The sequence below is a fragment of the Micromonospora carbonacea genome, assembly GCF_014205165.1.
GTDB classification, from domain to species: Bacteria; Actinomycetota; Actinomycetes; order Mycobacteriales; family Micromonosporaceae; genus Micromonospora; species Micromonospora carbonacea.
The window spans coordinates 929,613-951,631 of the sequence record NZ_JACHMZ010000001.1; the positions used below are offsets into that span (position 1 = coordinate 929,613).

Here is a 22,019-nt window from a genome sequence, read left to right on the forward strand (position 1 = left end):
CCTCAACGGCTCGTGACGTCGTGCGGACGGTCGACCGGCGTCTCCTGCGCCTCCCGGGATGCGTGCTCCGGGTGGCGCTCCTCGGGCCGGTGGTGCTGCTCGGGCCGGTGGTGCTCCGGGTGGTGCTGGTCCGGGTCGCGCTGGTCGGGGACGCGGGCGTCCAGCGGATCCCCGCCGAGCAGGTCGGCGAAGAGGGCCCGGTAGTGGACGACGGCCTGGCGCAGCTCCTCGGTGCCGGCCTCGCCGCGCTCGTTGCGCAGCCGGATCTCGTGGGCGTCCCGGTAGTGCGAGAGCGTCCGGGCGTGCTCGACGGAGAGCTGGGCGATCTGGTCGGAGAAGTCCCCGGTCGGATACCCGCGCTCGGCGACGAGCCGGCCGACCAGCTCGTCGGCGTCGCTCACCGTCTCGGCGGGGGAGTCGACGAAGCGGACCTGGAGCTCCTCCCACGCCGCCGCGTACCGGGCCCGGGACTCGGGGGTGAGCGGGGTGAGCGTCAGCTCCGCGTGCCGGCGTTCCCGCTCCCGCAACTCCTGCTCGGCGTCGGCGCGGCTGTCCCGTTCGGCGACGACCCGGTCGTATTCGGGCCCGAACCGAGACCGCAGCGCGCGGCGGCGGGCCGCCTGCCGGGCGACGACGGCCAGGACCGCGGCCACCACCAGCACGACGAGAACTATGACGATTACCTGCGTGGGCGACATGGCTCCTCCTTCGTCCCTCCGGTATTCCCTCCGGTCGCTGATCGCCAATCCCGATCCGGGCGACTTTCCTGGGCGATCGGCGGGTGCCGGGTGCCGAACGGGGGGTTCCCGCCCTGATGGGCCGGGACTCCGGTACAGCGGAGCGTGCCGGGGCGAGCGCACCGGGCGAGAGGCCGGTACCGCATCCGCCGACGATTACGTATCCTGCCCAAGGCGCCCGTGCCGGTGCCCCGGTGCCGTGGCGGCGAAGCCTGGCCGGCGCCGGTGCCACCCGCTGCCACACGTTCCGGGCGAGGTCTGATGAACACCCGCGACTGGCCGATCCGCTCGAAGCTGACGGCCCTGGTCGTAGCGCCGGTCAGCGCGCTGCTGGCCCTGTGGATCTTCGCCACCACGCTCGCCTTCGGTCCCGCCCTGGACCTGCTCTCCGCGGGCACCCTCCTCTACGACTTCGGCCGGCCCGGTGAGACGGTCGTCGCCGAGCTGCAACGCGAGCGCCGGCTGACCGTGGTGCAGCTCGCCGGCGCCGCCGAGTTGCCGGAGCTGGCCGAGCAGCGGCGGCGCACCGACGTCGCGGTCGCCGAACTGCGTCGCCGGGTCAACGGCGAGCGCCTGCGGGACGCCGCCGGCGACCTGCTCGACGCCCGGCTCGACCGGCTGCTCGGCGCGCTGGACGCGCTGCCCGCCGGCCGGGGTTTCATCGACCGCCGCGAGGTGGACCGGACGGGCGCGATCGGGCTCTACAGCGGCATGGTGGGCGCGGCCTTCCAGGCGTTCACCGCGCTGGCCGCCCTGCCCGACAACGACCTCAACCGGCAGGCGCTGGCGCTGACCGCGCTCGGCCGGTCCCGGGAGCTGCTCGGGCAGGCCGACGCGCTGCTCGCCGGGGTGCTGGTCACCGGGCGCTACGCCCCGGGCGAGCACACCCAGCTCGTCCAGGTCATCGGCAACCAGCGCTTCCTGACCGAGACGGCGGTCGCCGACCTACCGGCGGACGACCGGGCGGCCTACCAGCGGCTCGCCGAGAGCGAGGCGTTCGTCCGGCTGCGCACCCTCCAGGACGAGCTGGTACGGGCCGATCCCGGCCGGACGCCGCAGCTCGACGCCCGGGCCTGGGAGACCAGCCAGGAGGCGGTCCAACGGGGACTGCGCGACTTCGAGCTCACCCAGGCCGACGCGATCGCCGACCGGACGGTGCCGGTGGCGGTCGGCATCCTGGCCCGGCTCGGCGTCGCCGGGGTGCTCGGGCTCGCCGCGATCGTGGCGTCGGTGCTGGTGTCGCTGCGGGTCGGCCGGTCGCTGGCGCGCCGGCTCACCGCCGTGCGCGACGCGGCGCTGGAGATGGCCGAGCGCCGGCTGCCGGACGTGGTCACCCGGCTGCGTCGCGGCGAGGACGTCGACGTGGCCCGGGAAGCCCCGCTGCTGCAACACGGCGAGGACGAGATTGGCCAGGTGGGGCGCGCGTTCACCGAGGTGGGCCGGACGGCCGTCCGGTCCGCGGTGGACGAGGTGACCCTCCGGCGCGGGCTCAACGAGGTCTTCCTCAACATCGCCCGGCGCAGTCAGGGGCTGGTGCACCGGCAGCTCGCCCTGCTCGACCGGATGGAGCGCCGGGTCGAGGACCCGGATGAGCTGGCCGAGCTGTTCCGGGTGGACCACCTGGCGACCCGGCTGCGCCGGCACGCCGAGGACCTGGTGATCCTCGCCGGGGCCGCGCCGGGCCGGGGCTGGCGCAACCCGGTCGCGATGGTCGACCTGGTGCGGGGCGCGATCTCCGAGGTGGAGGCGTACGACCGGGTCGACATCGCCGACATGCAGCCGGCCGCCACCGTCGGCCGGGCCGTGGGCGACCTCATCCACCTGCTGGCCGAGCTGATCGAGAACGCCACCGTGTTCTCCCCGCCCGGCACCCGCGTCGCGGTGCGGGGGCAGAGCCTGCCCAACGGGTACGCCGTGGAGATCGTCGACCAGGGCCTCGGCATGGCCGCATCGGCACTGGAGGAGGCCAACCGCAGGCTGGCGACGCCGCCGGAGTTCGACCCGGCCGACAGCGCCCGGCTCGGGCTGTTCGTGGTCGCCCGGCTCGCCGCGCGGCACGGCATCCGGGTGCAGCTGCGGCCGGCCGCCCAGGGCGGGGTCACCGCCGTGGTGCTGATCCCGCACGGCCTGGTGACCAGCGAGCCGCCGCCCGGCCCGGCCGGCAGGCGGGCGGCGCAGGGCGCGGCCGACGACCGGCGGATGGCCAAGGTGACCCGGCTCAACACGCTGCCCCGGCCCCGCTCGGCCCGGATCACCCGGGAACGCGGCGACTCGTCGACGGCCGTGGTCCCGCTGGTGCCCAGCCGCTCCGTGCCGGCCGACCCGGGCGACGGCGACGGCCTGCCCCGGCGGGTGCGCCGGCGCGGCCCCACCACCCGCCCCCGGCCGACGGCCCAGGACGCCCCGACCCCCCGCGCCCCGGAGGAGGCCCGGCGGCTGATGTCCGCGCTCCAGGCCGGCACCGCCCGGGGCCGCCGGGACGGCGTGGCCGGCGCGGCCGCGGACGGCGGCGACGCCGCCGGGGGCGACCCCCCGGGGGCTGGCCCCGGCCCGGCCCCGGCCCCCGCCGCCCCGACCGCCGCCGTTCCCCACCCGACCGCCGCCGGCGCGACACCGGAACCGGACGTCCCGGCGGCGCCCCCGCAACCCACGACCGCAACTGAGAGGGACGCCTAGTGGTGCACAGGACGAAGCCGAACGTCGATCTCGACTGGTTGCTCGACGAGCTGGTGGAACGCCTACCGGCCGCCCGTGAGGCGGTGGTGCTCTCGGCGGACGGCCTCCTGCTCGGCGCGTCCGCCGAGCTCGACCGGACCGCCGCCGAGCACCTCTGCGCCCTGGCCTCCGGTTTCTCCAGCCTGGCCAAGGGCGCCAGCCGGCACCTCGCCGCCGGCGGGGTGCGGCAGACGGTGGTGGAGATGGAGTCGGCGTACCTCTTCGTCACCGCCGCCGGCCAGGGCGCGTGCCTCGCGGTCGTCGCCGAGGCCGACGCGGACATCGGCCTGGTGGCGTACGAGATGGCGATGCTGGTGATCCGGGTGGGCGAGAACCTGACGGCCCCGGTCCGGTCCTCCTCGGGTGGGGCCGATGCGGGCTGAGTCCCCGGGGCCGCAGCACGAGTGGCTGGACGGCGACGCGGGCCCGGTCGTCCGCCCGTACACCCTGACCGGCGGGCGGGTCCGGCCGCCGGTCGGCCTCGACCTGGTGGCGTTCGTGCTCGCCGGCCGGGGCGTGGACCCGGCGGCCCACCCGCGGCTGCACCCGGAGCACCGCCGCCTGGTGGAGCTGGCCCGGCGGCCGGTCCCGGTCGCCGAGCTGGCCGTCGAGCTGGACCTCGCGGTGGGGGTGGTCCGGGTGCTCGTCGGCGACCTGCTCGCCCGTGGCCTGGTCTCGGTGCACGAGCCGGCCGGCACCGCGTTCCTACCCGACGACAACATCCTCAAGGCGGTGGTCAATGGACTCCGTGCGCTATGACCGGGGCGGGTCCGGGGTGCGGATCCCGCTGGCCCTGAAGATCCTCATCGCGGGCGGCTTCGGCGCCGGCAAGACGACGCTGGTGAGCGCGCTGAGCGAGGTCCGGCCGTTGCAGACCGAGGAGGTCCTCACCGGCGCCGGGATCGGCGTGGACGACCTCTCGGGGGTGGAGGGCAAGTCCACCACCACGGTGGCCATGGACTTCGGCCGGATCACCATCAACGAGGACCTCCAGGTCTATCTGTTCGGCACCCCGGGCCAGGACCGGTTCTGGTTCCTCTGGGACGAGCTGGCCTTCGGGGCGCTCGGCGCGGTGGTGCTCGCCGACACCCGCCGGCTGGCCGACTGCTTCCCGTCGATCGACTACTTCGAGCAGCGGAACATCCCGTTCGTGGTCGGGGTGAACTGCTTCGACGACGGCCGCCGGTTCAGCCTGGACTCCGTACGGCACGCGCTGGACCTCGACCCGGGCGTGCCGTTGCTGTTCTGCGACGCCCGGGACCGCCAGTCCGGCAAGCTGGTGCTGATCTCCCTGGTCGAGCACGTCGCCAGGCAGCGCGGCGAGCCGGTGCCGGCCTGACCCGGCGGCGCACGGGTAGGGGCCGGGCCGACGTGGGTACGGTCCCCGGGGCGACGGGCCCGGCCGGCGCACGGCCGGCGGCGCACACGGACAGCAGCGGAGGGCGGACCGGATGACCGGGCAGCAGACGATCGTCCACATCGGGGGCTACACGGCGGCCACCGGGGGGCGGGGCGAGGGGATCGTCGCCGCCCGGCGCGACCCGGTGACGGGCGCGCTGACCCCGCTCGGCACCGCCGCGGCGACCCCGTCGCCGTCCTTCCTCGCCCGGCATCCCACCCTGCCGGTGCTCTACGCCGTCAACGAGCTGCCCGAGGGGGAGGTCAGCGCGTTCCGGGTCGGCCCGGACGGCGACCTGACCCCGCTCGGCTCGGTCGGCACCGGGGGCGCCGAGCCCTGTCACCTGGCGGTCACCCACGACGGCGGGCACCTCGTGGCGGCCAACTACGGCGGCGGGAGCCTGGCGGTGTTCCCGCTCGACCCGACGGGCGCGCCGGGCGACCGCAGCGACCTGGTGGTCCACGCCGGGCACGGGCCCGACCCGCAGCGGCAGGAGAAGGCGCACTGCCACATGGTCAGCCCGGCGCCGGACGGCGGGCCGCTGCTCGCCGTCGACCTGGGCACCGACTCGGTCTACCGGTACGACCTCGACGCCGCCTCGGGGCGGCTGGTGCCCCGGGCGCCCCGGGTGCACGCCCCGGCCGGCTCCGGCCCGCGTCACCTGGCCCGGCACCCGGACGGCCGGCGTTGCTGGCTGGTGGGTGAGCTGGACGCCGCGGTCACCGCGTACGAGCTGACCGCCGACGGGGCGCTGCACCAGCGGGGCCGGGTGGACGCCAGCGGCCGCGCCGGGCCCGTCCAGCCCTCCGAGATCGCCGTCGGCCCGGACGGGCGCTTCCTCTACGTCGGCAACCGGGGCGTCGGCACGGTGTCGGTCTTCGCGCTCGCCGGTGACCTGCCCGAGCTGGTCGCGGAGGTGGCGACCGGCGGGGAGTGGCCCCGGCACTTCGCCCTGGCCGGCGAGCACCTGTACGTCGCCGACGAGCGCGCCGACATGGTCCGGGTGTTCCGGGTGGAGGCCGCGACGGGGGTCCCGACGGCGGTGGGGGAGCCCGTGGCGCTGCCCAGCCCGACCTGCGTCCTGCCGTGACCGCCAGCGGTTCCGGCCCTGATCAGGGGCGTGCCGGCGACCTCGGGGCACCGGGTCGTTACTCAGCGTAGGAAAAGTGATGACATCTGTCTCTCCTGAGTAACTTTCGTCCGAACGGACGTGGCAGTACCAGCAGCGGGTCCGCAAGATGGTCACCGTGTCAGGCCGCCATCGTATGCAGTCAGGTATCCGCGGAGCAGGCGCGGTCGCGTCGGCGACGGCGCTCGTCGTCGTCATCGCGGGTGCCTGGTTCGGCTACCGGGCGTTGGTCCAGCCCGCCTGTTCGGGGCAGGTCCAGCTGTCGGTGGCGGCGGCGCCCGAGCTGGCCCCGGCGGTGCAGGCCGCCGCGGCGCAGTGGGTGTCCGACGGGGCGGCGGTCGGCGGCACGTGCATCGCCGTGAACGTCACGGCGGCCGAGCCGGTGGACGTCGCCGCCGCGGTGGCCGGCAAGCACGGGGTGCAGCTGGCCGGCGTCGGCCAGGCCAGCGGCACGGCGGTCACCCCGGACGTCTGGGTGCCGGACTCCTCGACCTGGCTGCTGCGGCTGAAGAACGCCGGGGCCACCGCGTTCGCCCCGGGCAACGGCGCGTCCATCGCCCGCAGCCCCGTGGTGGTGGCGGTGCCCGAGCCGGTGGCCGAGACCCGGTTCGGCTGGCCGGAGAAGAAGCTGACCTGGACCGACCTGCTGCGCCAGGTGAGCAGCAGCAAGCCGATCCGGGCCGGGATCGTCGAGCCGACGCAGGACGCGGCCGGCCTGTCCGGGCTGCTGTCGATGACCGCCGCCGCCAGCGGCGCGGGCGGCGACGCGCAGCAGGCCACCACGGGGGCGTTGCGGGCGCTGGCCACCGGCCGTTCCGCGCTGCGCGAGGACCTGCTGGCCCGGTTCCCCCGCTCCTCCGACCCGACGGCGATCGCCTCCGGCCTCGGCGCCGCCGCGCTGTCGGAGGAGGACGTGATGGCGTACAACGAGCGGAAGCCGCCGATCCCGCTGGCGGCGCTCTACCTGGAGCCGTCGCCGATGCCGCTGGACTACCCGTACGCGGTGCTGCCGGGCATCGAGCCGGCGAAGCAGGCCGCCGCGAAGGTGCTGTTCGAGGTGCTCACCACGCCGGGCTTCCGCAACCGGCTGGCCGAGCGGTCGCTGCGCGCGCCGGACGGCAACTGGGGCGACGGCTTCAACGCGCCGCAGGGCGCGCCGAGCCCGGCGGGTGGTGCGGCGACCGCGCCGGCGCCGGGCGGCAACGGCGCGGGGGGTCTGGACCCCGTCGCGATAGAGCGCGCCGTCTCCAGCTGGTCCATCGCCACCCAGTCCGGGCGGATGCTCTGCGTCATCGACGTCTCCGGTTCGATGAAGCAGCCGGTGCCCAGCGCCAACAACGCCACCCGGGAGCAGGTGACGGTCGCGGCGGCCAGCCGGGGCCTGAACCTCTTCGACGACTCCTGGTCGATCGGGCTGTGGACCTTCTCCACCGAGTTGGTCGGCAGCCTCGACTACCGGGAGCTGGTGCCGATCAACCCGCTCTCCAGCAACCGCAGCCGACTGGAGCAGGGGCTGGCCACGATCCGGCCCTCCAACGGCGACACGGGCCTGTACGACACGATGCTGGCCGCCTACAAGGCGGTGCAGGAGGACTGGGAGCCGGGGCGGGTCAACTCGATCGTGTTGTTCACCGACGGCAAGAACGAGGACGCCAACGGCATCTCCCAGCAGAAGCTGCTCGCCGAGCTGAAGCGGATCGCCGACCCGGAGCGGCCGGTGCAGGTCGTGATCATCGGCATCGGCAACGACGTCAGCAAGTCCGAGCTGGAGTCGATCACCAAGGTCACCGGCGGCGGCAACTTCGTCACCGAGGACCCGACCAAGATCGGTGACATCTTCCTCAAGGCGATCGCGCTCCGCCCGAACGCGCCTCGCTGACGTGCGCCATACTGAGTCATCAATCAGCGGCGGGGGCTCGCCGCGCGGGGAAACCCTTGCGCCGAGCCACGTGCCGCGCCGGTCCGCCAGCAAACTGACGGCAATACGTCCGAAGTAATCGGCGGCCATAGTTATTAAGAGAAGATGTCGAGGTGCTCCGGCGCCGTCGGTCCCGTTGGGGAGACCGGACAACGCCCGGGGCCTTTCTCAGCAGAGTGGGGAGGGCCGGTGACGTCGGCGACGCTGTTGACCGCCACCAGGACGCCGCCGCAGCCTGGTGCTGACCGGGGCGGGCCCGTGGCTCGCGTCGACGAGCGGGCGTACGTTCGCATGCTGGTCGTGCTGGACACCGCCGTCCTGGCGGTCGCGGTGCTGATCGGCTACGTGGCCCGTTTCGGCGACGAGGAGCCGGTGGGTTCGGAGATCCCGTACGTCGTGGTGGCCCCCGTGCTGCTGCTGACCTGGCTGCTCTCGCTCAAGATCCTGCGCTGCTACGACGACCGGGTGCTGGGCTACGGCGCCGACGAGTACCGGCGGGTCGGCAGCGCCAGCCTGCGCCTCGCGGGCGGCACCGCCATCGCCGGCTACATCGCCGACGTCGGCGTCTCCCGGGGCTTCCTGGCCATCTCGTTCGCCGTCGGCATGCTGGGCCTGGAGGTGGCCCGGTTCGCCGCCCGCAAGCGGCTGCACCGGGCCCGGTCCCGGGGGCGCGGCTGGTCGCGCAAGGTGCTGGTGGTCGGCGACACCGCGCACGTGCTGGAACTGGTGCACCAGCTGCGGCGCGAGCCGTACGCCGGCTACCACGTGGTGGGGGCCTGCATCCCCGACGCGCTGCTGGCGCCGGTGCCGCAGCGGCTCGGCGACGTGCCGGTCGTGGGCTCGTTCCGGGGCATCCCGGAGGCGGCCACCGCGATCGGCGCGGACACCGTGGCCGTCACCGCCTCCGGCGAGCTGACCGCGACCCGGCTGCGGCGGCTCGGCTGGCAGCTGGAGGGCACCGGCGTCGACCTGGTCGTCGCGCCCGCGCTCACCGACGTCGCCGGCCCCCGCATCCACACCCGGCCGGTCGCCGGCCTGCCCCTGATCCACGTGGAGGCCCCCGAGTTCCGGGGGGCCCGCAAGCTGGTCAAGGGCTTCGTCGACCGGTCCGCCGCCGCCGTGGCGCTGGCCCTGCTGCTGCCGCTGCTGGCCGTGATCGCCCTGGCGATCAAGCTCGACAGCCGGGGGCCGGTGCTGTTCCGGCAGATCCGCGTCGGCCAGGGCGGCCGCGAGTTCGGGGTGTTCAAGTTCCGCACGATGGTGGTCAACGCCGACGCCCTGCTCGCCGAGCTGACCACCCGCAACGAGACCGACGGCCTCATGTTCAAGATGCGCGACGACCCCCGGGTGACCCGGGTCGGTCGGGTGCTGCGCAAGTGGTCGCTCGACGAGCTGCCCCAGCTCGCCAACGTGCTGCTCGGGCAGATGAGCCTGGTCGGCCCGCGTCCCCCGCTGCCCTCCGAGGTGGCCCGCTACGACGGCGACGTGGCCCGGCGGCTGCTGGTCAAGCCCGGGATGACCGGCCTCTGGCAGGTCAGCGGCCGGTCCGACCTGAGCTGGGAGGACGGCATCCGGCTCGACCTCTACTACGTGGAGAACTGGTCGCTCGCCGCCGACCTGACGATCCTGTGGAAGACGTTCGGCGCGGTGGTGCGCAGCCGGGGCGCCTACTGACCCCGGGGCGTCCCCGGGCCGGTCAGGGCCGCGGGCCCGTCCAGTCGAGGCAGACCACCACCGCGTCGTCGACCAGGTCACCGGCGACGAACGCCCGCAGGTCGCCGATCAGCGACCGCACCGCGTCCAGCGGCTCCATCGGGCCGGTCCGGCGCAGGAAGCGGTCCAGCGCGCTCTCGCCGTAGCGGACGTTCTGCCCGGTCGCCTCGACGACGCCGTCGCTGAGCACGAAGAGCCGGTCGCCGCGGCGCAGCGTGAACCGCTGCTCCCGGTAGTCGGTGCCGTCGAACATGCCGAGGGGGAACTGCGCCTCCAGCGGCTGCTCCACCACCTCCCCGTCGCGCAGCAGCACCAGCCGGGGCGAGCCCGCGTCGACCACGGTCAGCACGCCGCCGGCCAGGTCCAGCTCCAGCAGCAGCGCCGAGACGTGCTGCTCGCCCCGGTGCAGCGCGTACACGGCCTGGTCGGCGAGGGCGGCCTGGTCGGCCAGGCCCAGCCCCGCCCGGCGGGCGTTGCGCAGGGCGTGCGTGGCGAGGGCGGTCAGCACGGAGGCCTGCACCCCCTCGCCCATCCCGTTGATCGTCGACAGCCACAGCCGGTGCCCGTCGTCGGACCAGTCGAAGCTGTCGCCCCGCACCGCGTACGCCGGTTCGAGCTGGCCGGCGAGGCTGAACGACGCGCGGATCCGGCTGCGCCCGGGCAGCAGCTCCCACTGCATCTCGGCGGCGAGGGTGAGCCGGCGGCTGCGGCGGGCGGCCCGGTAGACGTCCGTGCCCTCGTTGACCGCGACCAGCTCGTGACCCAGCGCGGTGGCGACCCCGAGCAGCTCGCCCACGGCCGCCGGGTCGCCGGGCACCGGCGACACCCGGAGCACGCCCCGCCGGTCGCCGCGCATGCTGACCGGGAAGTAGCCGGTGCGCTCGGCGACGATCGGCTCCTGGTGGTCGAAGCAGCGCCAGGCGGGGTGCCCCGGGCCCTCGACCGGTTCACCCTCGGTGAGCGGCAGCAGCGCCGAGAGGCGGTAGTCGACCTGGAGGAGTTCGACCTCCGTGATCCCGTACGACCCCAGGAGCTCCCCGGCGAGCCGGTCGATCAGCAGGTCGGCGGGCGCCTCGGTCAGGGTACGACGGGCCCGGTCTTCCGCACCGCTCATCGTCACTCCTCTGTTCGGAGGGGCCGGCGACCAGGGACGCCGGGTAGTCTCTTGCCCAACATGACCGAAGAACACGGTCCGCACGGACCAGAAGCGAGTATGGCCGCCGCCCTCGACGCGGCGGCCGGCACCCTGCTCACGGTCTTCGAGGCGGCGCGCGAGCGCACCACCAGCCGGCTCTCCGGGGCGCAACTGCGCGCCGTCATGGTGGTCGAGCAGCACGACGGGATCAACCTGCGCCGGCTGGCCACGCTGCTCGACATGCTGCTCTCCTCGGCCAGCCGGCTCTGCGACCGGCTCGTCGCGGCGGGCATGCTGGAGCGCGAGCCGGGCCGGTCCGACCGGCGGGAGATCTCCCTGCACCTCACGCCGGAGGCCGAGAAGCTCCTCGCCGAGCTGCGGGCCGACCGCCGGCAGCGGCTGGCGGCGATCCTGTCCGGGATGAGCCCCGAGGGGCGGCAGGCCCTGCTCGGCGGGCTCCAGGAGTTCGACGAGGTCGCCCGGCTGCGGCACCCGCCGGAGCCGCCGACGGCGGAGTTAGCCGCCGAGGCCCGGTCGGACGAGTGGGCACCGCCGCCCGGCCAGGGCTGGCCGGCGGGGGAGCACCCGGCCGGCTGGTCGACCCCGGGCGTGCCGCGCGGCCGACCGGCGACGGACGCGACCCCGGGCGGCTGGCCCGGCGACGCCGCTGCGGGCGGCGGCTGGCCGGCCGGCGACCCGCAGGTGGCCCGCACCGCCTGACGCCCGCGCCGCCTGACCCCGCACCGCCTGACGGCCGCCCGGCGCGGCGCGCCTCCTCCGGCGCGGCAGGTGTTAGGAGGGGGCCCTTCCTATACAGATAGCGTTAACAGGGGGCCCTTCCTTGCATCTCGCGGGCCCAGCGCAGGTGGTCGCACGCGCGGGGATGGTCGGCCAGGACGGTGCCGCAGGCCGCCAGCACGGCGTCCAGCAGCGGCCCGCGGCCCCCGTCCCGGGCCGCCAGCAGGTCGGCCTGCCACGTCGTGTGGTCGAGCAGGAGCTGCGGATCACCGACCCGGATCGCGGCGGCGAGCGCGTCCACCAGGTGCCCGACGGCGGCGGCGAACTGGTCGGCCTCCGCCTCGGGCGGGGCCACCGCGCGCAGGGCGAACTGCACGACGTCGCGCCGCCGGCGCAGCACCGCGGCGTAGTCGTCGCCGCCCGTCGCGGGCGGCGGGCCGGTGTGCCCGGCGAAGAGGTCCGTCTCCAGCAGCCGGGCCGCGTCGCGGGCGGACGCGCCCCAGGCCGCCGCCCCCACGGCGGCGGCCCACCGGCCGTCGGGGCCGAACCCCGGGCCGCCGGCGACCACCGGGACCCCGGCCGACCGGCACGCCTCGATCGTGCGGCCGGCCCGGACCAGCCGGCTCGGCTGCACGCAGCTCAGCAGCACCGCGTCCGGCCCGGTCTGGTGCAGGTAGGAGACGAGGTGGCGGGCGGGGACGCTGGCGCCGAGGAAGGTCACCCGCCAGCCCTCGGCCCGGACCACCTCGGCGACGATGCGGGCGGCCAGCGCGTGCCACTCGCCCTCCACGCAGGCCAGCACCATGTGACCGCGCGCCGGCCGGCCCGTGGTCCGCGCGCCGACGGCGGCGACGACCAGCTCGCTGACGTAGGTGGCGGCGTGCTCCTGGGCGACGCTCCACCGCCCGGCCGACCAGCGCAGGCCGATCTCCCGCTGCGCCACGGCCACCACGTCCACCAGGACGTCCGCGACGCTGGCTCCGGCGTCGAGCAGGCCGAGGGCGAGCCCGACGGCCGCCGGGTGGTCGGCGGAGTCCAGGCAGGCGAGGTACGCCTCGACCGCCGCCGCCCCGGGCCCGACGGCGACGCCGGACACCGCCGTCACGGGCCGTCCGCCCGCACGGCGAGCATCGCGATGTCGTCGTGGGCCTGCCCGTCGAGCCACTCGTCGACGAGCTGGAGCACCCGGTCGACCAGGGCGGCGGGCGGCAGCCCGACGCCCGACGCGACCGCCCGGCGCAGCCGCTCGTCGCCGAACATGTCGACCTCGCCCGCGCCGCCCCGGGCCTCGGTCACCCCGTCGGTGTAGGCGAGCAGCAGCTCGCCGGGGGCGAGGTGGACCTCCGTCTCGGCGAACCGGGGCGCGGGGAGCGCCCCGATCGGCATGCCGCCGACCCAGACCTGTCCGACGGTGCCGTCGGCGCGGACGACCAGCGGCGACGGGTGGCCGCCGCCGGCGACGCGGACCAGCAGGCCCCCGTCGGGCCGGGGGGTGAGGGTGCCGAGCAGGACGGTGGTGAACTGGCTGCGCCGGGCGGCGTCCGGCGCGTCGAACAGGGCCCGGTGCAGCAGCCGCATCAGCTCCAGCGGGCGCTGCTCGACCAGCCGCAGCGTCTGGAGGGACTGGCGGACGCGGCCGGTGAGCACGGCCGCGCCGACGCCCTTGCCGCAGACGTCGCCCAGGGCGAACAGCGCGCCGTCGGCGGTGGGGAAGACCTCGTAGAAGTCCCCGCCGATGCGCAGGCTGTCCCCGGCGGCCCGGTAGCCGCCGGCGAGGGTGACGCCGCCGATCGTGGGCAGCTCGGGCGGCAGGAGGCTGTGCTGCAACACCCGGGCCAGGTGGGCCTGCTCGCCGTAGAGCTCGGCGGTGGCCAGGGCCGCGCCCGCCCGCGCCGCGAACTCCCGGGCCAGCTCGATCTCCCGGGCGTCGAAGCCGGGCCGTCCGACCCGCCGGATCAGCACCAGCGCCCCGACGGCGCCGGCCGCGCCGAGCAGCGGGCTGACCAGCACGGTGCCGGGCCGCCCGAAGCCCGCCGGCAGCACGGCGTCGAGGTCGGCCAGCTCCGCGTCCAGCCAGGGGCTCGGCTCGGCGTGGTCGCCGGCGAGCGCCTCGGCGAGGCCGGGCACCGCGAGGGGCGGGCCCCCCGGCGAGACCCCGGCCGTCGGGCCCCGGTCGCCCTCGGCGTACCGGAGCCAGTGCGGGGCGTCCTCGGCCGGGGGCGGCGGGCGGTGCACGACCAGCGCCGCGTCCGCGAGGTACGGCACCGGGAGGGTGGCCGCGGCCCGCAGGGTCTGCTCGCGGTGCAGGGAGAGCCCGAGCCGGCTGCCGGCCTGGGCCAGGAACGTGGTGCGCGACCGCTCGGCCAGCAGGGCGTCGGTGCGGGCGCGCTCCTCGGTGACGTCGCGCACGTACCAGGCGAACCGGCCGCCCCGCAGCGCGCGGCGGACGCCGTGCAACCGCCGGCCGTGGTGCTCGGCGTCGAACGTGTCCGCGCCGGTCGCCGCGGCCCCGGCCAGCGCGGGCACCGCGCACCCGGCCAGCTCGCCGCCCGGCGCGAGCTCCGGCAGCAGCTCGCTCGCCATCGCGTTGAGCAGGGTGACCACGCCGGCGTGGTCGGTGGTGACGACCGCCTCGGCGAGCCCGTCCAGCAGCTCCCGGGCCAGGCCGGAGTCGGCCGGCAGCGGGGACCCGGCGGGGCGTCGGTGCGCCGGGCGGGACGCCTGCCCGCCGCCGCTGACCGGCCCGGCGAGACCGCCCCGTCGGGTGGTCGTCACGGCCGGTCGCCGGCCGCACCGGTCGGAGGCGCTGTGTGCATGCTGGTCGTGCGCTCCTCCGCTGCCGAGAACTTGCCTTCGGGCAAGCGTACCGAGGGGCTCCGACGGTCGCCCATCGAGCGGAAGGGGAGGTCAGGACTGCCGGGTCAGCCAGCCGACCGGTTCGGCGACGATCCGGCGGACGACCGAGCCGGCCGCGCCGACCACGGCGGCCTCGGGGCCGAGCGTCGACGGGCGTACGGTGACCGGCGCCCAGCCGGCGGTGAGCACCCGCCGGGACACCTCGGCCAGCACCGCCGGCCGCAGCCAGGGGGTGAGCAGCGCGTAGCCGCCCCCGAGGACCACGGTGTCCAGGTCCAGCAGGTTCACCACGCCCGCCACCGCGACCCCGAGGGCCTGCCCCGCCTCGGCCAGCGCGGCCAGGGCGGCGGGGTGGCCGGCGGCGGCGAGGTCGGCCAGCCGCGCGGCGGCGGTGTCCGCCGGCAGGTCCGCCCGGTCCAGCCCGGCGGCGGCGAGCACGGCCTCCTGGCCCGCGTACTGCTCCAGGCAGCCCCGGCCGCCGCAGCGGCAGGGCCGCCCCTGCGGCTGCACGGGGATGTGACCGATCTCGCCGCTCCATCCGCGGACCCCCCGGAACAGCGCGCCGTCGAGGACGATCCCGGCGCCGATGCCCACCTCGCCGGAGACGTGCAGGAAGCTCGCCGGCCCGGTCGGGTCGGCGTGCAGCTCGCCCACGGCGGCCAGGTTGGCCTCGTTGTCGACGACCAGCGGCGGGACCCCGGGCACCGGCCCGGCCAGCGGCGGGTGGCCGGCGAGCAGCTCGGGGACGGCCACGTCGCGCCAGCCCAGGTTGGGGGCGAGCCGGACCAGCCCGGCGTCGCCGACCAGGCCGGGCACGGCGAGGGCCACCCCGGCCAGGTCGAGGCCCTGCCGCTCGGCGTCGGCCCGCGCCTCGGCGGCCAGGGCGACGAGCCGGGCGAGGGCGTCGGCGGGGGAGACCGGGCGCAGGTCGGCCCGGCGCACGGTGTGGTGCCGGACCTCGCCGGCCAGGTCGACCACGCAGGCGGCCAGGTAGTCGACGTTGATCTCCAGCCCGAGGCCGGCGGGACCCGACCCGGCGAGCACCAGCCCGCGCGCCGGACGGCCCGCCCCGTTGCGCGGCGCGGGATCCGACTCGGCGACCAGCCGGCCGGCGATGAGGTCGTCGACGACGGCCGAGACGGTGGCCCGGGTCAGGCCGGTCGAGGCGGCCACGTCGGCCCGCGACGGTGGGCGGGGCGCGGCGGCGATCCGGCCGAGCACCACGGCGAGGTTCAGCTCGCGCAGGCTGCCCTGGCGGACCGCCCCGGGGACAGGGGCGGGGCGGGTCACCCCTTGACAGTGCCACATGCCCGCCAAATAATTCAACCACTGAACAAATAGCTACCGGAGGTCTGCCATGGCACCCCGTCCCACCCCCGCCGACAAATTCTCCTTCGGCCTCTGGACGGTGGGCTGGCAGGCCCGCGACCCGTTCGGCGACGCCACCCGCGGCGAGCTCGACGCCGTCGAGGCCGTGCACAAGCTCGCCGAGCTGGGCGCGTACGGGATCACCTTCCACGACGACGACCTGATCCCGTTCGGCGCGGACTCCGCCGCCCGCGACGCCCAGCTCGCCCGGTTCCGCAAGGCCCTCGACGAGACCGGCCTGGTCGTGCCGATGGTCACCACCAACCTGTTCACCCACCCGGTGTTCAAGGACGGCGGCTTCACCAGCAACGACCGCGACGTGCGGCGGTACGCGTTGCGCAAGGTGCTGCGCAACGTCGACCTCGCCGCCGAGCTGGGCGCCAAGACGTTCGTGATGTGGGGCGGCCGGGAGGGCTCCGAGTACGACCTGGCCAAGGACATCCGCGCGGCGCTGGACCGCTACCGCGAGGGCGTCGACCTGCTCTGCGAGTACGTCGTCGACCGCGGCTACGACCTGCGCTTCGCCATCGAGCCGAAGCCGAACGAGCCGCGCGGCGACATCCTGCTGCCCACCGTCGGGCACGCCCTGGCGTTCATCTCCACGCTGGCCCGCCCGGAGATGGTCGGCCTCAACCCCGAGGTCGGCCACGAGCAGATGGCCGGGCTCAACTACGCCCACGGCATCGCCCAGGCGCTGTGGCAGGGCAAGCTGTTCCACCTCGACCTCAACGGCCAGCGCGGCATCAAGTACGACCAGGATCTCGTCTTCGGCCACGGCGACCTGATGAACGCGTTCGCCCTGGTGGACCTGCTGGAGAACGGCGGCCCCGACGGCGGCCCCGCCTACGACGGCCCCCGGCACTTCGACTACAAGCCCTCGCGCACCGAGGACTTCACCGGCGTGTGGGCCTCGGCCGAGGCGAACATGCGCACCTACCTGCTGCTCAAGGAGCGGGCCGCGGCGTTCCGGGCCGACCCGGAGGTGGCCGAGGCCCTCGCCGCGAGCCGCGTCGGCGACCTGGCCACCCCGACCGTCGCCGACGGCGAGGGCTACGCCGGGCTGCTCGCCGACCGCGCGTCCTTCGAGGAGTACGACGTCGACGCCGCCGCCGCGCGGGGCTTCCACTTCGTCCGGCTCAACCAGCTGGCCGTCGAGCACCTGCTCGGCGCTCGCTGAGGCCGCCGCCATGCCCCTGGTCGCCGGGTTCGACTCGTCCACCCAGTCCTGCAAGCTGGTGATCCGCGACGCGGAGACCGGAGCGCTGGTGCGCTCGGGCCGTGCCGCCCATCCCGCCGGCACCGAGGTCGACCCGGCGGCCTGGTGGGCGGCCCTGGAGGCCGCCGTGGCGCAGGCCGGCGGCTTGGCCGACGTCGCGGCCGTCTCCGTCGCCGGCCAGCAGCACGGCATGGTCTGCCTCGACGAGTCGGGCGAGGTGGTCCGCCCGGCGCTGCTGTGGAACGACACCCGCTCCGCCGGTGCCGCCGCCGACCTGCTCGAGGAGGCCGGCGGCGGCGAGGCCGGCGGACGGTTCTGGGCCGACGCCGTCGGCGTCGTTCCGGTGGCCAGCTTCACCGCCACCAAGCTGCGCTGGCTGGCCCGGCACGAGCCGGCCAACGCCGACCGGGTCACCGCCGTCTGCCTGCCGCACGACTGGCTGACCTGGCGGCTGGCCGGCGCGCCCGGCCTGGACGCGCTGCGCACCGACCGCAGCGACGCCAGCGGCACCGGCTACTGGTCCCCGGCCACCGGCGAGTACCGGTTCGACCTGCTCGAACGCGCCTTCGGCCGGCGGCTGGAGGTGCCCGTCGTGCTCGGGCCGACCCAGACCGCCGGGGCCGTCGACCCGGCGGCGCTCGCCGCCGGCGGGGGGCCCGGCGGGGCGCTGCTCGGCCCGGGGGCCGGCGACAACGCGGCCGCCGCGTTCGGCGTCGGGGCCCGCCCCGGCGACGTGGTCGTCTCCATCGGCACCTCCGGCACCGTGTTCAGCGTCGCCGACGCGCCGACGGCCGACCCGACCGGCACCGTCGCCGGCTTCGCCGACGTGACCGGCCGCTATCTCCCGCTGGTCTGCACGCTCAACGCGGCCCGGGTGCTCGATGCGGCGGCCACCCTGCTCGGGGTCGACCTCGACGCCCTGTCCGACCTGGCGCTGTCCGCCCCGCCCGGCGCGGACGGCCTGGTGATGGTCCCCTACCTGGAGGGGGAGCGGACCCCGAACCGGCCGTCGGCCACCGGGGCGGTGCACGGGCTCACCCTGCGCACCTCCACCCCGGCGCACCTGGCCCGCGCGGCGGTCGAGGGGATGCTCTGCGCGCTCGCCGACGGCCTCGACGCGCTGACCGCGCAGGGCTGCCGGGCCGAGCGGGTGATCCTGGTCGGCGGCGGGGCCCGGTCGGCGGCGGTGCGCCGCATCGCGCCGCAGGTCTTCGGCCGCCCGGTGGTCGTGCCGCCGCCGGGGGAGTACGTCGCCGACGGGGCGGCCCGCCAGGCCGCCTGGCTCGCCCTGGGCGGGCAGGACGCGCCCGATTGGTCGCCGGCCGGCACGCAGGAGTACGCGGCCGACGGCGTCGCGGCCGTCCGCGAGCGGTACGCGGCGGCCCGCGACCGGGTGCTCGACCGCCCCGCCTGACGGGGGCCGACCCGGCAGCGGGCATGCTGGGTCGGTGACGGGTCGGTCGGTGGTACGGCGGCGGGGCTGGGGCGGCGGCGCGGCGCACCGGTCGTACAGCGTGCTGGTGTTCGTGCTGCTCGCCTCGCTGGACAACGTGGCGATCGGCCTCGTCCCGCCGCTGTACGGCCCGATCTCCGGTTCGTTCGACGTGTCCCAGCGCCTGCTCGGGCTGGTCACCGCCGTCAGCTTCCTGGTCAGCGCGGTGGCCGCCGTGGGCTGGGCGTACGTCGGCGACCGCACCGACCGCAAGCCGCTGCTCATGGTCGGCACCCTCGTCTGGGCGGCCGGCACCGGCGGCAGCGCGCTGGCGCAGGGCTACCCGGCGTTCCTGGCCGCCCAGCTCGTCGCGGCGGTCGGCCTCGGCGCGGTCGGTTCGGTCGGCTACTCGGTGGTCACCGACCTGATCTCGCCGCGCCGCCGGGGGCTGGTGATGAGCTTCTGGGGGCTGTCCCAGGGCGTCGGCACCCTGGCGGGAACGCTGGTCGGCGGCCTGCTCGGGGCCGCCGACTGGCGGCGGCCGTTCTGGCTGCTCACCGTGGTCGGCCTGGCGGCGACGGCGGCGTACCTGTTCACCTACGACATCCGGCGCGGGCAGAGCGAGCCCGAGCTGTCCGGCGCGCTGGCCGGCGGCGCGGAGTACGACTACCGGATCACCCGCGCCGACCTGCCGGGCATCCTGGCCCGGCGCACCAACCGCTGGCTGGTCCTGCAGGGGCTGACCGCCCAGGCGGCCTTCGGGTCGCTGGTCTGGCTGCCGGTGCTGTTCGCCCAGCGGGCCCAGGCCCAGGGCTACTCGGCGGCCACCGCCGTCGTCGTCGGCAGCGTCTTCGCCACCCTGTTCCAGCTCGGCGGGGTGCTTTCCATCGTCGGCGGGCTGGTGGGCGACGCCGTGCAGCGGCGTACCCCCCGGGGCCGGGCGCTGGTCGCGGCGGTGGGCATCCTCGCGGCGCTACCGTTCTACCTGGTCTTGTTCTTCGTGCCGTTGCGCATCGACGTGCCCGACGGCGGCTCCACCGGCGCGGTGGCCGGCGCGGTCCTGGCGAGCGTCGTCACCGAGCCGACGGTCGGGCTGAGCCTGCTCACCGCCGTGCTCGCGCTGGCGCTGACGTCGGCGAACTCGCCGAACTGGTTCGCCCTGATCGCCGACGTCAACCCGCCCGAGCACCGGGGCACCGTCTACAGCCTCGGCAACCTGGTCAACGGGATCGGCCGGGCGGCCGGCAACGGGCTGGTCGGGGTGGCCTTCCACGCACTGCGGGCGGCGTTCCCGCCGCCACTGAACTACGCCGTCGGGCTGGCCGTGTTCCAGCTCTTCTTCGTGCCGACCGGCGTCATGTACTGGCTGGCCTCCCGCACCTCGCCGCGCGACATCGACGAGGTGCGGACCCTGCTGCACGAGCGCGCCGAACGTCTGTAGCCGCCGGGGCCGCGGTCGGGGCCCGGGCCGGGCCGGGTCGGGTCGGGTCGGGTCGGGTTGGGCTGGATCGGGTCGGGCCGGGTCTGGTGGGGTCGGACCAGCGCTCCTGGCGCTCCCGGCCACTTCCGGTGCTCCCGACGTTCCCGGCCCTTCCGGGCGAGGGCTCCTTCGGTCGCCTAGGGAGCTGATGTCGTAGATGACTCACGCCGCAGCCCCGCCCGCTCCCACCGCCCCGCCTGCTGCATATCCGTCCCCGACTGCTCCGCCTGCCTCGTCTGTTGCGCCTCCCGCCCCGCCTGCCTTGCCGGCCTGCCCTGCTTGCCGCGCGTCCCCGCCCGCCCTGGTGGTCGGCGGGGCGGGCGGGGGCGAAACGGGGGTGAGTCATCCACGACATCAGCTCCCTAGGCGGCGGCAGAGCCGTCAGCACCCGCCGGACCGCCCCGCGACGCCGGCCGGGCACCCGCTGCAGGGCAGGCCAGGCCGAGCGGGGGCCCGGCCGAGCGGGGGCGGGGCGGGGCGATCAGGCGGCGCGGAACCAGACGGTGACGTCCTGCCCGACCGTGCCGTCGTCGGGCAGCGGGGCGCTGGCGTGCAGGACCTGCGCCCCGGCCGGCACCGGCACCGGCGTCGCGCCGAAGTTCGTCAGCACCGTGACGTCGCCGTTGCGGAAGCTCACCACCTCGTCACCCGAGGCCAGCCAGTAGAGGCCGCCCCGGCCGAGCCCGTGCTCGCGGCGCAGCCGCAGGGCGGTGCGGTACAGCTCGTACGTCGAGCCGGGCACGTCGCGCTGCCGGTCGAGGGCGTACTCGGCCCACGACGGCGGCTGGGGCAGCCAGCTCGCGTCGGTCGGCCCGAAGCCGTACGACGGGGCGTCGGCCTCCCACGGGATCGGCACCCGGCAGCCGTCCCGGCCGCGCTCGGTGTGCCCGCTGCGCTCCCAGGTCGGGTCCTGCCGCACCTCGTCGGGGAGCGTCATGTGCTCCGGCAGGCCCAGCTCCTCGCCCTGGTAGAGGTAGGCCGAGCCGGGCAGGGCCAGCATCAGCAGGGTGGCCGCCCGGGCCCGGCGCAGGCCCAGCGCGGCGTCGGGCTGCGGGTCGCCGACGCCGATGCCGTTCGGGCGGGGGGTGCCGACGGGCAGGCCCAGGCGGGAGGCGTGCCGGACGACGTCGTGGTTGGACAGCACCCACGTGGTCGGCGCGCCGACGGCGTCGGTGGCCTCCAGCGAGCGGGTGATCACCGCGTACTGGGCGGGCGCGGTCCAGGACGCGGTGAGGTACTCGAAGTTGAACGCCTGGTGCATCTCGTCGGGCCGCACGTAGCGGGCCAGCCGCTCGGCGGGCTGCACCCACGCCTCGGCGACGAGGATCCGCTCGCCGTCGTACGAGTCGAGCAGTCGACGCCAGTCCCGGTAGACCTCGTGGACGCCGTCCTGGTCCCACATCGGCGGGCGGGGCTTGTCGACCTCGTTGCCGGAGAGGATCTCCTGCGGCTCCTGCCAGTTCGCCAGGTCGGCCTGCTTGATCAGGCCGTGCGCCACGTCCACCCGGAAGCCGTCGACGCCCCGGTCGAGCCAGAACCGCAGCACGTCCAGGAATTCGGCGCGCACCTCCGGGTTGTCCCAGTTGAGGTCGGGCTGCCCGGGGTCGAACAGGTGCAGGTACCACTGGCCGGGCCGGCCGTCGGGCTCCGTGACCCGGGTCCACGCCGGGCCGCCGAAGACGCTGCTCCAGTCGTTGGGCGGCTGGTCGCCGTCGGGCCCGAGGCCGTCGCGGAAGACGTACCGGGCGCGTTCGGGGCTGCCCGGGGCGGCGGCGAGGGCCGCGGCGAACCAGCGGTGCGCCGACGACGTGTGGTTGGGCACCAGGTCGACGATGACCCGCAGCTGGCGGGCGTGCGCCTCGGTGATCAGCCGGTCGGCGTCGGCGAGCCGCCCGAACAGCGGGTCCACGTCGCGGTAGTCGGCCACGTCGTATCCGGCGTCGGCCTGCGGCGACGGGTAGAACGGCGACAGCCAGACCGCGTCCACGCCCAGCTCGACGAAGTGGTCGAGGCGGGCGGTGATGCCCGGCAGGTCGCCGATGCCGTCACCGTTCGCGTCGGCGAACGAGCGCGGGTAGATCTGGTAGATCACGGCCTCGGTCCACCAGGCGGTGGCGGGGCCGGCGGACTGTTGCTGGGGGGTCGCGTCGGTGTTCAGGGCCTTCTCCCGTGTGTCGAAGCCA

Annotated in this window: 17 protein-coding genes; 11 read left to right on the plus strand and 6 right to left on the minus strand. The window is 76.0% G+C overall.

Annotated features, from left to right (window positions below; genetic code table 11):
* Positions 1-2: 2 nt before the first annotated feature.
* Entirely contained in the window at positions 3-698 is a 696-nt protein-coding gene (locus HDA31_RS04250) for a hypothetical protein (RefSeq protein ID WP_246384116.1), read from the minus strand.
* A 300-nt stretch (positions 699-998) separates the two neighbouring features.
* Between HDA31_RS04250 and HDA31_RS04255 the strand changes: the two genes are divergently transcribed.
* From HDA31_RS04255 to HDA31_RS04285, 7 genes are all read left to right on the plus strand, one after another.
* Complete coding sequence (locus HDA31_RS04255; RefSeq protein WP_184871935.1) at positions 999-3,413, plus strand: sensor histidine kinase; 2,415 nt, start codon at positions 999-1,001, stop codon at positions 3,411-3,413.
* Positions 3,413-3,835 carry a roadblock/LC7 domain-containing protein gene (locus HDA31_RS04260; RefSeq protein WP_074477436.1) on the plus strand — a complete coding sequence of 141 codons (423 nt, stop codon included), beginning with the start codon at positions 3,413-3,415 and terminating at the stop codon, positions 3,833-3,835. The genes HDA31_RS04255 and HDA31_RS04260 overlap by 1 nt, the downstream gene beginning before the upstream one ends.
* On the plus strand, positions 3,825-4,211 hold the full coding sequence (locus HDA31_RS04265) for a DUF742 domain-containing protein (RefSeq protein ID WP_074477700.1): 387 nt from the start codon (positions 3,825-3,827) through the stop codon (positions 4,209-4,211). The genes HDA31_RS04260 and HDA31_RS04265 overlap by 11 nt, the downstream gene beginning before the upstream one ends.
* Positions 4,192-4,791 carry a GTP-binding protein gene (locus HDA31_RS04270; RefSeq protein ID WP_178066213.1) on the plus strand — a complete coding sequence of 200 codons (600 nt, stop codon included), beginning with the start codon at positions 4,192-4,194 and terminating at the stop codon, positions 4,789-4,791. The genes HDA31_RS04265 and HDA31_RS04270 overlap by 20 nt, the downstream gene beginning before the upstream one ends.
* Before the next feature lie 112 nt (positions 4,792-4,903).
* The gene (locus HDA31_RS04275) at positions 4,904-5,941 is read left to right on the plus strand and encodes a lactonase family protein (protein ID WP_178066212.1); all 1,038 of its coding nucleotides are present in this window, start codon (positions 4,904-4,906) and stop codon (positions 5,939-5,941) included.
* A 175-nt stretch (positions 5,942-6,116) separates the two neighbouring features.
* Positions 6,117-7,859, plus strand: a complete 1,743-nt coding sequence (locus HDA31_RS04280; RefSeq protein ID WP_178066211.1) for a substrate-binding domain-containing protein — start codon at positions 6,117-6,119, stop codon at positions 7,857-7,859.
* A 228-nt stretch (positions 7,860-8,087) separates the two neighbouring features.
* A complete protein-coding gene (locus HDA31_RS04285; protein ID WP_184871937.1) occupies positions 8,088-9,572 on the plus strand; it encodes a sugar transferase in 1,485 nt (494 codons plus the stop codon).
* Between the two features lie 22 nt (positions 9,573-9,594).
* Here the strand turns inward: HDA31_RS04285 and HDA31_RS04290 are convergent, their stop codons facing one another.
* Entirely contained in the window at positions 9,595-10,725 is a 1,131-nt protein-coding gene (locus tag HDA31_RS04290) for a PP2C family protein-serine/threonine phosphatase (RefSeq protein ID WP_178066209.1), read from the minus strand.
* A 99-nt stretch (positions 10,726-10,824) separates the two neighbouring features.
* Between HDA31_RS04290 and HDA31_RS04295 the strand changes: the two genes are divergently transcribed.
* Complete coding sequence (locus HDA31_RS04295) at positions 10,825-11,466, plus strand: MarR family winged helix-turn-helix transcriptional regulator (protein WP_178066208.1); 642 nt, start codon at positions 10,825-10,827, stop codon at positions 11,464-11,466.
* Between the two features lie 103 nt (positions 11,467-11,569).
* Here HDA31_RS04295 and HDA31_RS04300 read toward each other — a convergent pair whose 3' ends face one another.
* From HDA31_RS04300 to HDA31_RS04310, 3 genes are all read right to left on the minus strand, one after another.
* The gene (locus tag HDA31_RS04300) at positions 11,570-12,589 is read right to left on the minus strand and encodes a cobalamin B12-binding domain-containing protein (protein ID WP_178066207.1); all 1,020 of its coding nucleotides are present in this window, start codon (positions 12,587-12,589) and stop codon (positions 11,570-11,572) included.
* Positions 12,586-14,259 (minus strand): PP2C family protein-serine/threonine phosphatase, encoded by a 1,674-nt coding sequence (locus HDA31_RS04305; RefSeq protein WP_178066206.1) that lies wholly within the window; start codon positions 14,257-14,259, stop codon positions 12,586-12,588. The genes HDA31_RS04300 and HDA31_RS04305 overlap by 4 nt, the downstream gene beginning before the upstream one ends.
* 132 nt (positions 14,260-14,391) lie before the next feature.
* Positions 14,392-15,648 carry an ROK family transcriptional regulator gene (locus tag HDA31_RS04310; protein ID WP_176735007.1) on the minus strand — a complete coding sequence of 419 codons (1,257 nt, stop codon included), beginning with the start codon at positions 15,646-15,648 and terminating at the stop codon, positions 14,392-14,394.
* A gap of 49 nt (positions 15,649-15,697) precedes the next feature.
* On the opposite strand from HDA31_RS04310, the gene xylA reads away from it, so the two are divergent.
* The 3 genes from xylA to HDA31_RS04325 are packed head-to-tail and all read left to right on the plus strand — an operon-like array spanning position 15,698 to position 19,797.
* Positions 15,698-16,885, plus strand: a complete 1,188-nt coding sequence (gene xylA, locus HDA31_RS04315) for a xylose isomerase (protein WP_178066205.1) — start codon at positions 15,698-15,700, stop codon at positions 16,883-16,885.
* 10 nt (positions 16,886-16,895) lie between these two features.
* Positions 16,896-18,338 carry a xylulokinase gene (gene xylB / locus HDA31_RS04320; RefSeq protein WP_178066204.1) on the plus strand — a complete coding sequence of 481 codons (1,443 nt, stop codon included), beginning with the start codon at positions 16,896-16,898 and terminating at the stop codon, positions 18,336-18,338.
* Positions 18,339-18,372: 34 nt separating this feature from the next.
* Positions 18,373-19,797 carry an MFS transporter gene (locus tag HDA31_RS04325; RefSeq protein WP_246384114.1) on the plus strand — a complete coding sequence of 475 codons (1,425 nt, stop codon included), beginning with the start codon at positions 18,373-18,375 and terminating at the stop codon, positions 19,795-19,797.
* Between the two features lie 520 nt (positions 19,798-20,317).
* Here the strand turns inward: HDA31_RS04325 and HDA31_RS04330 are convergent.
* On the minus strand, positions 20,318-21,994 hold the full coding sequence (locus tag HDA31_RS04330; protein ID WP_178067779.1) for a glycoside hydrolase family 13 protein: 1,677 nt from the start codon (positions 21,992-21,994) through the stop codon (positions 20,318-20,320).
* Positions 21,995-22,019: the final 25 nt, after the last annotated feature.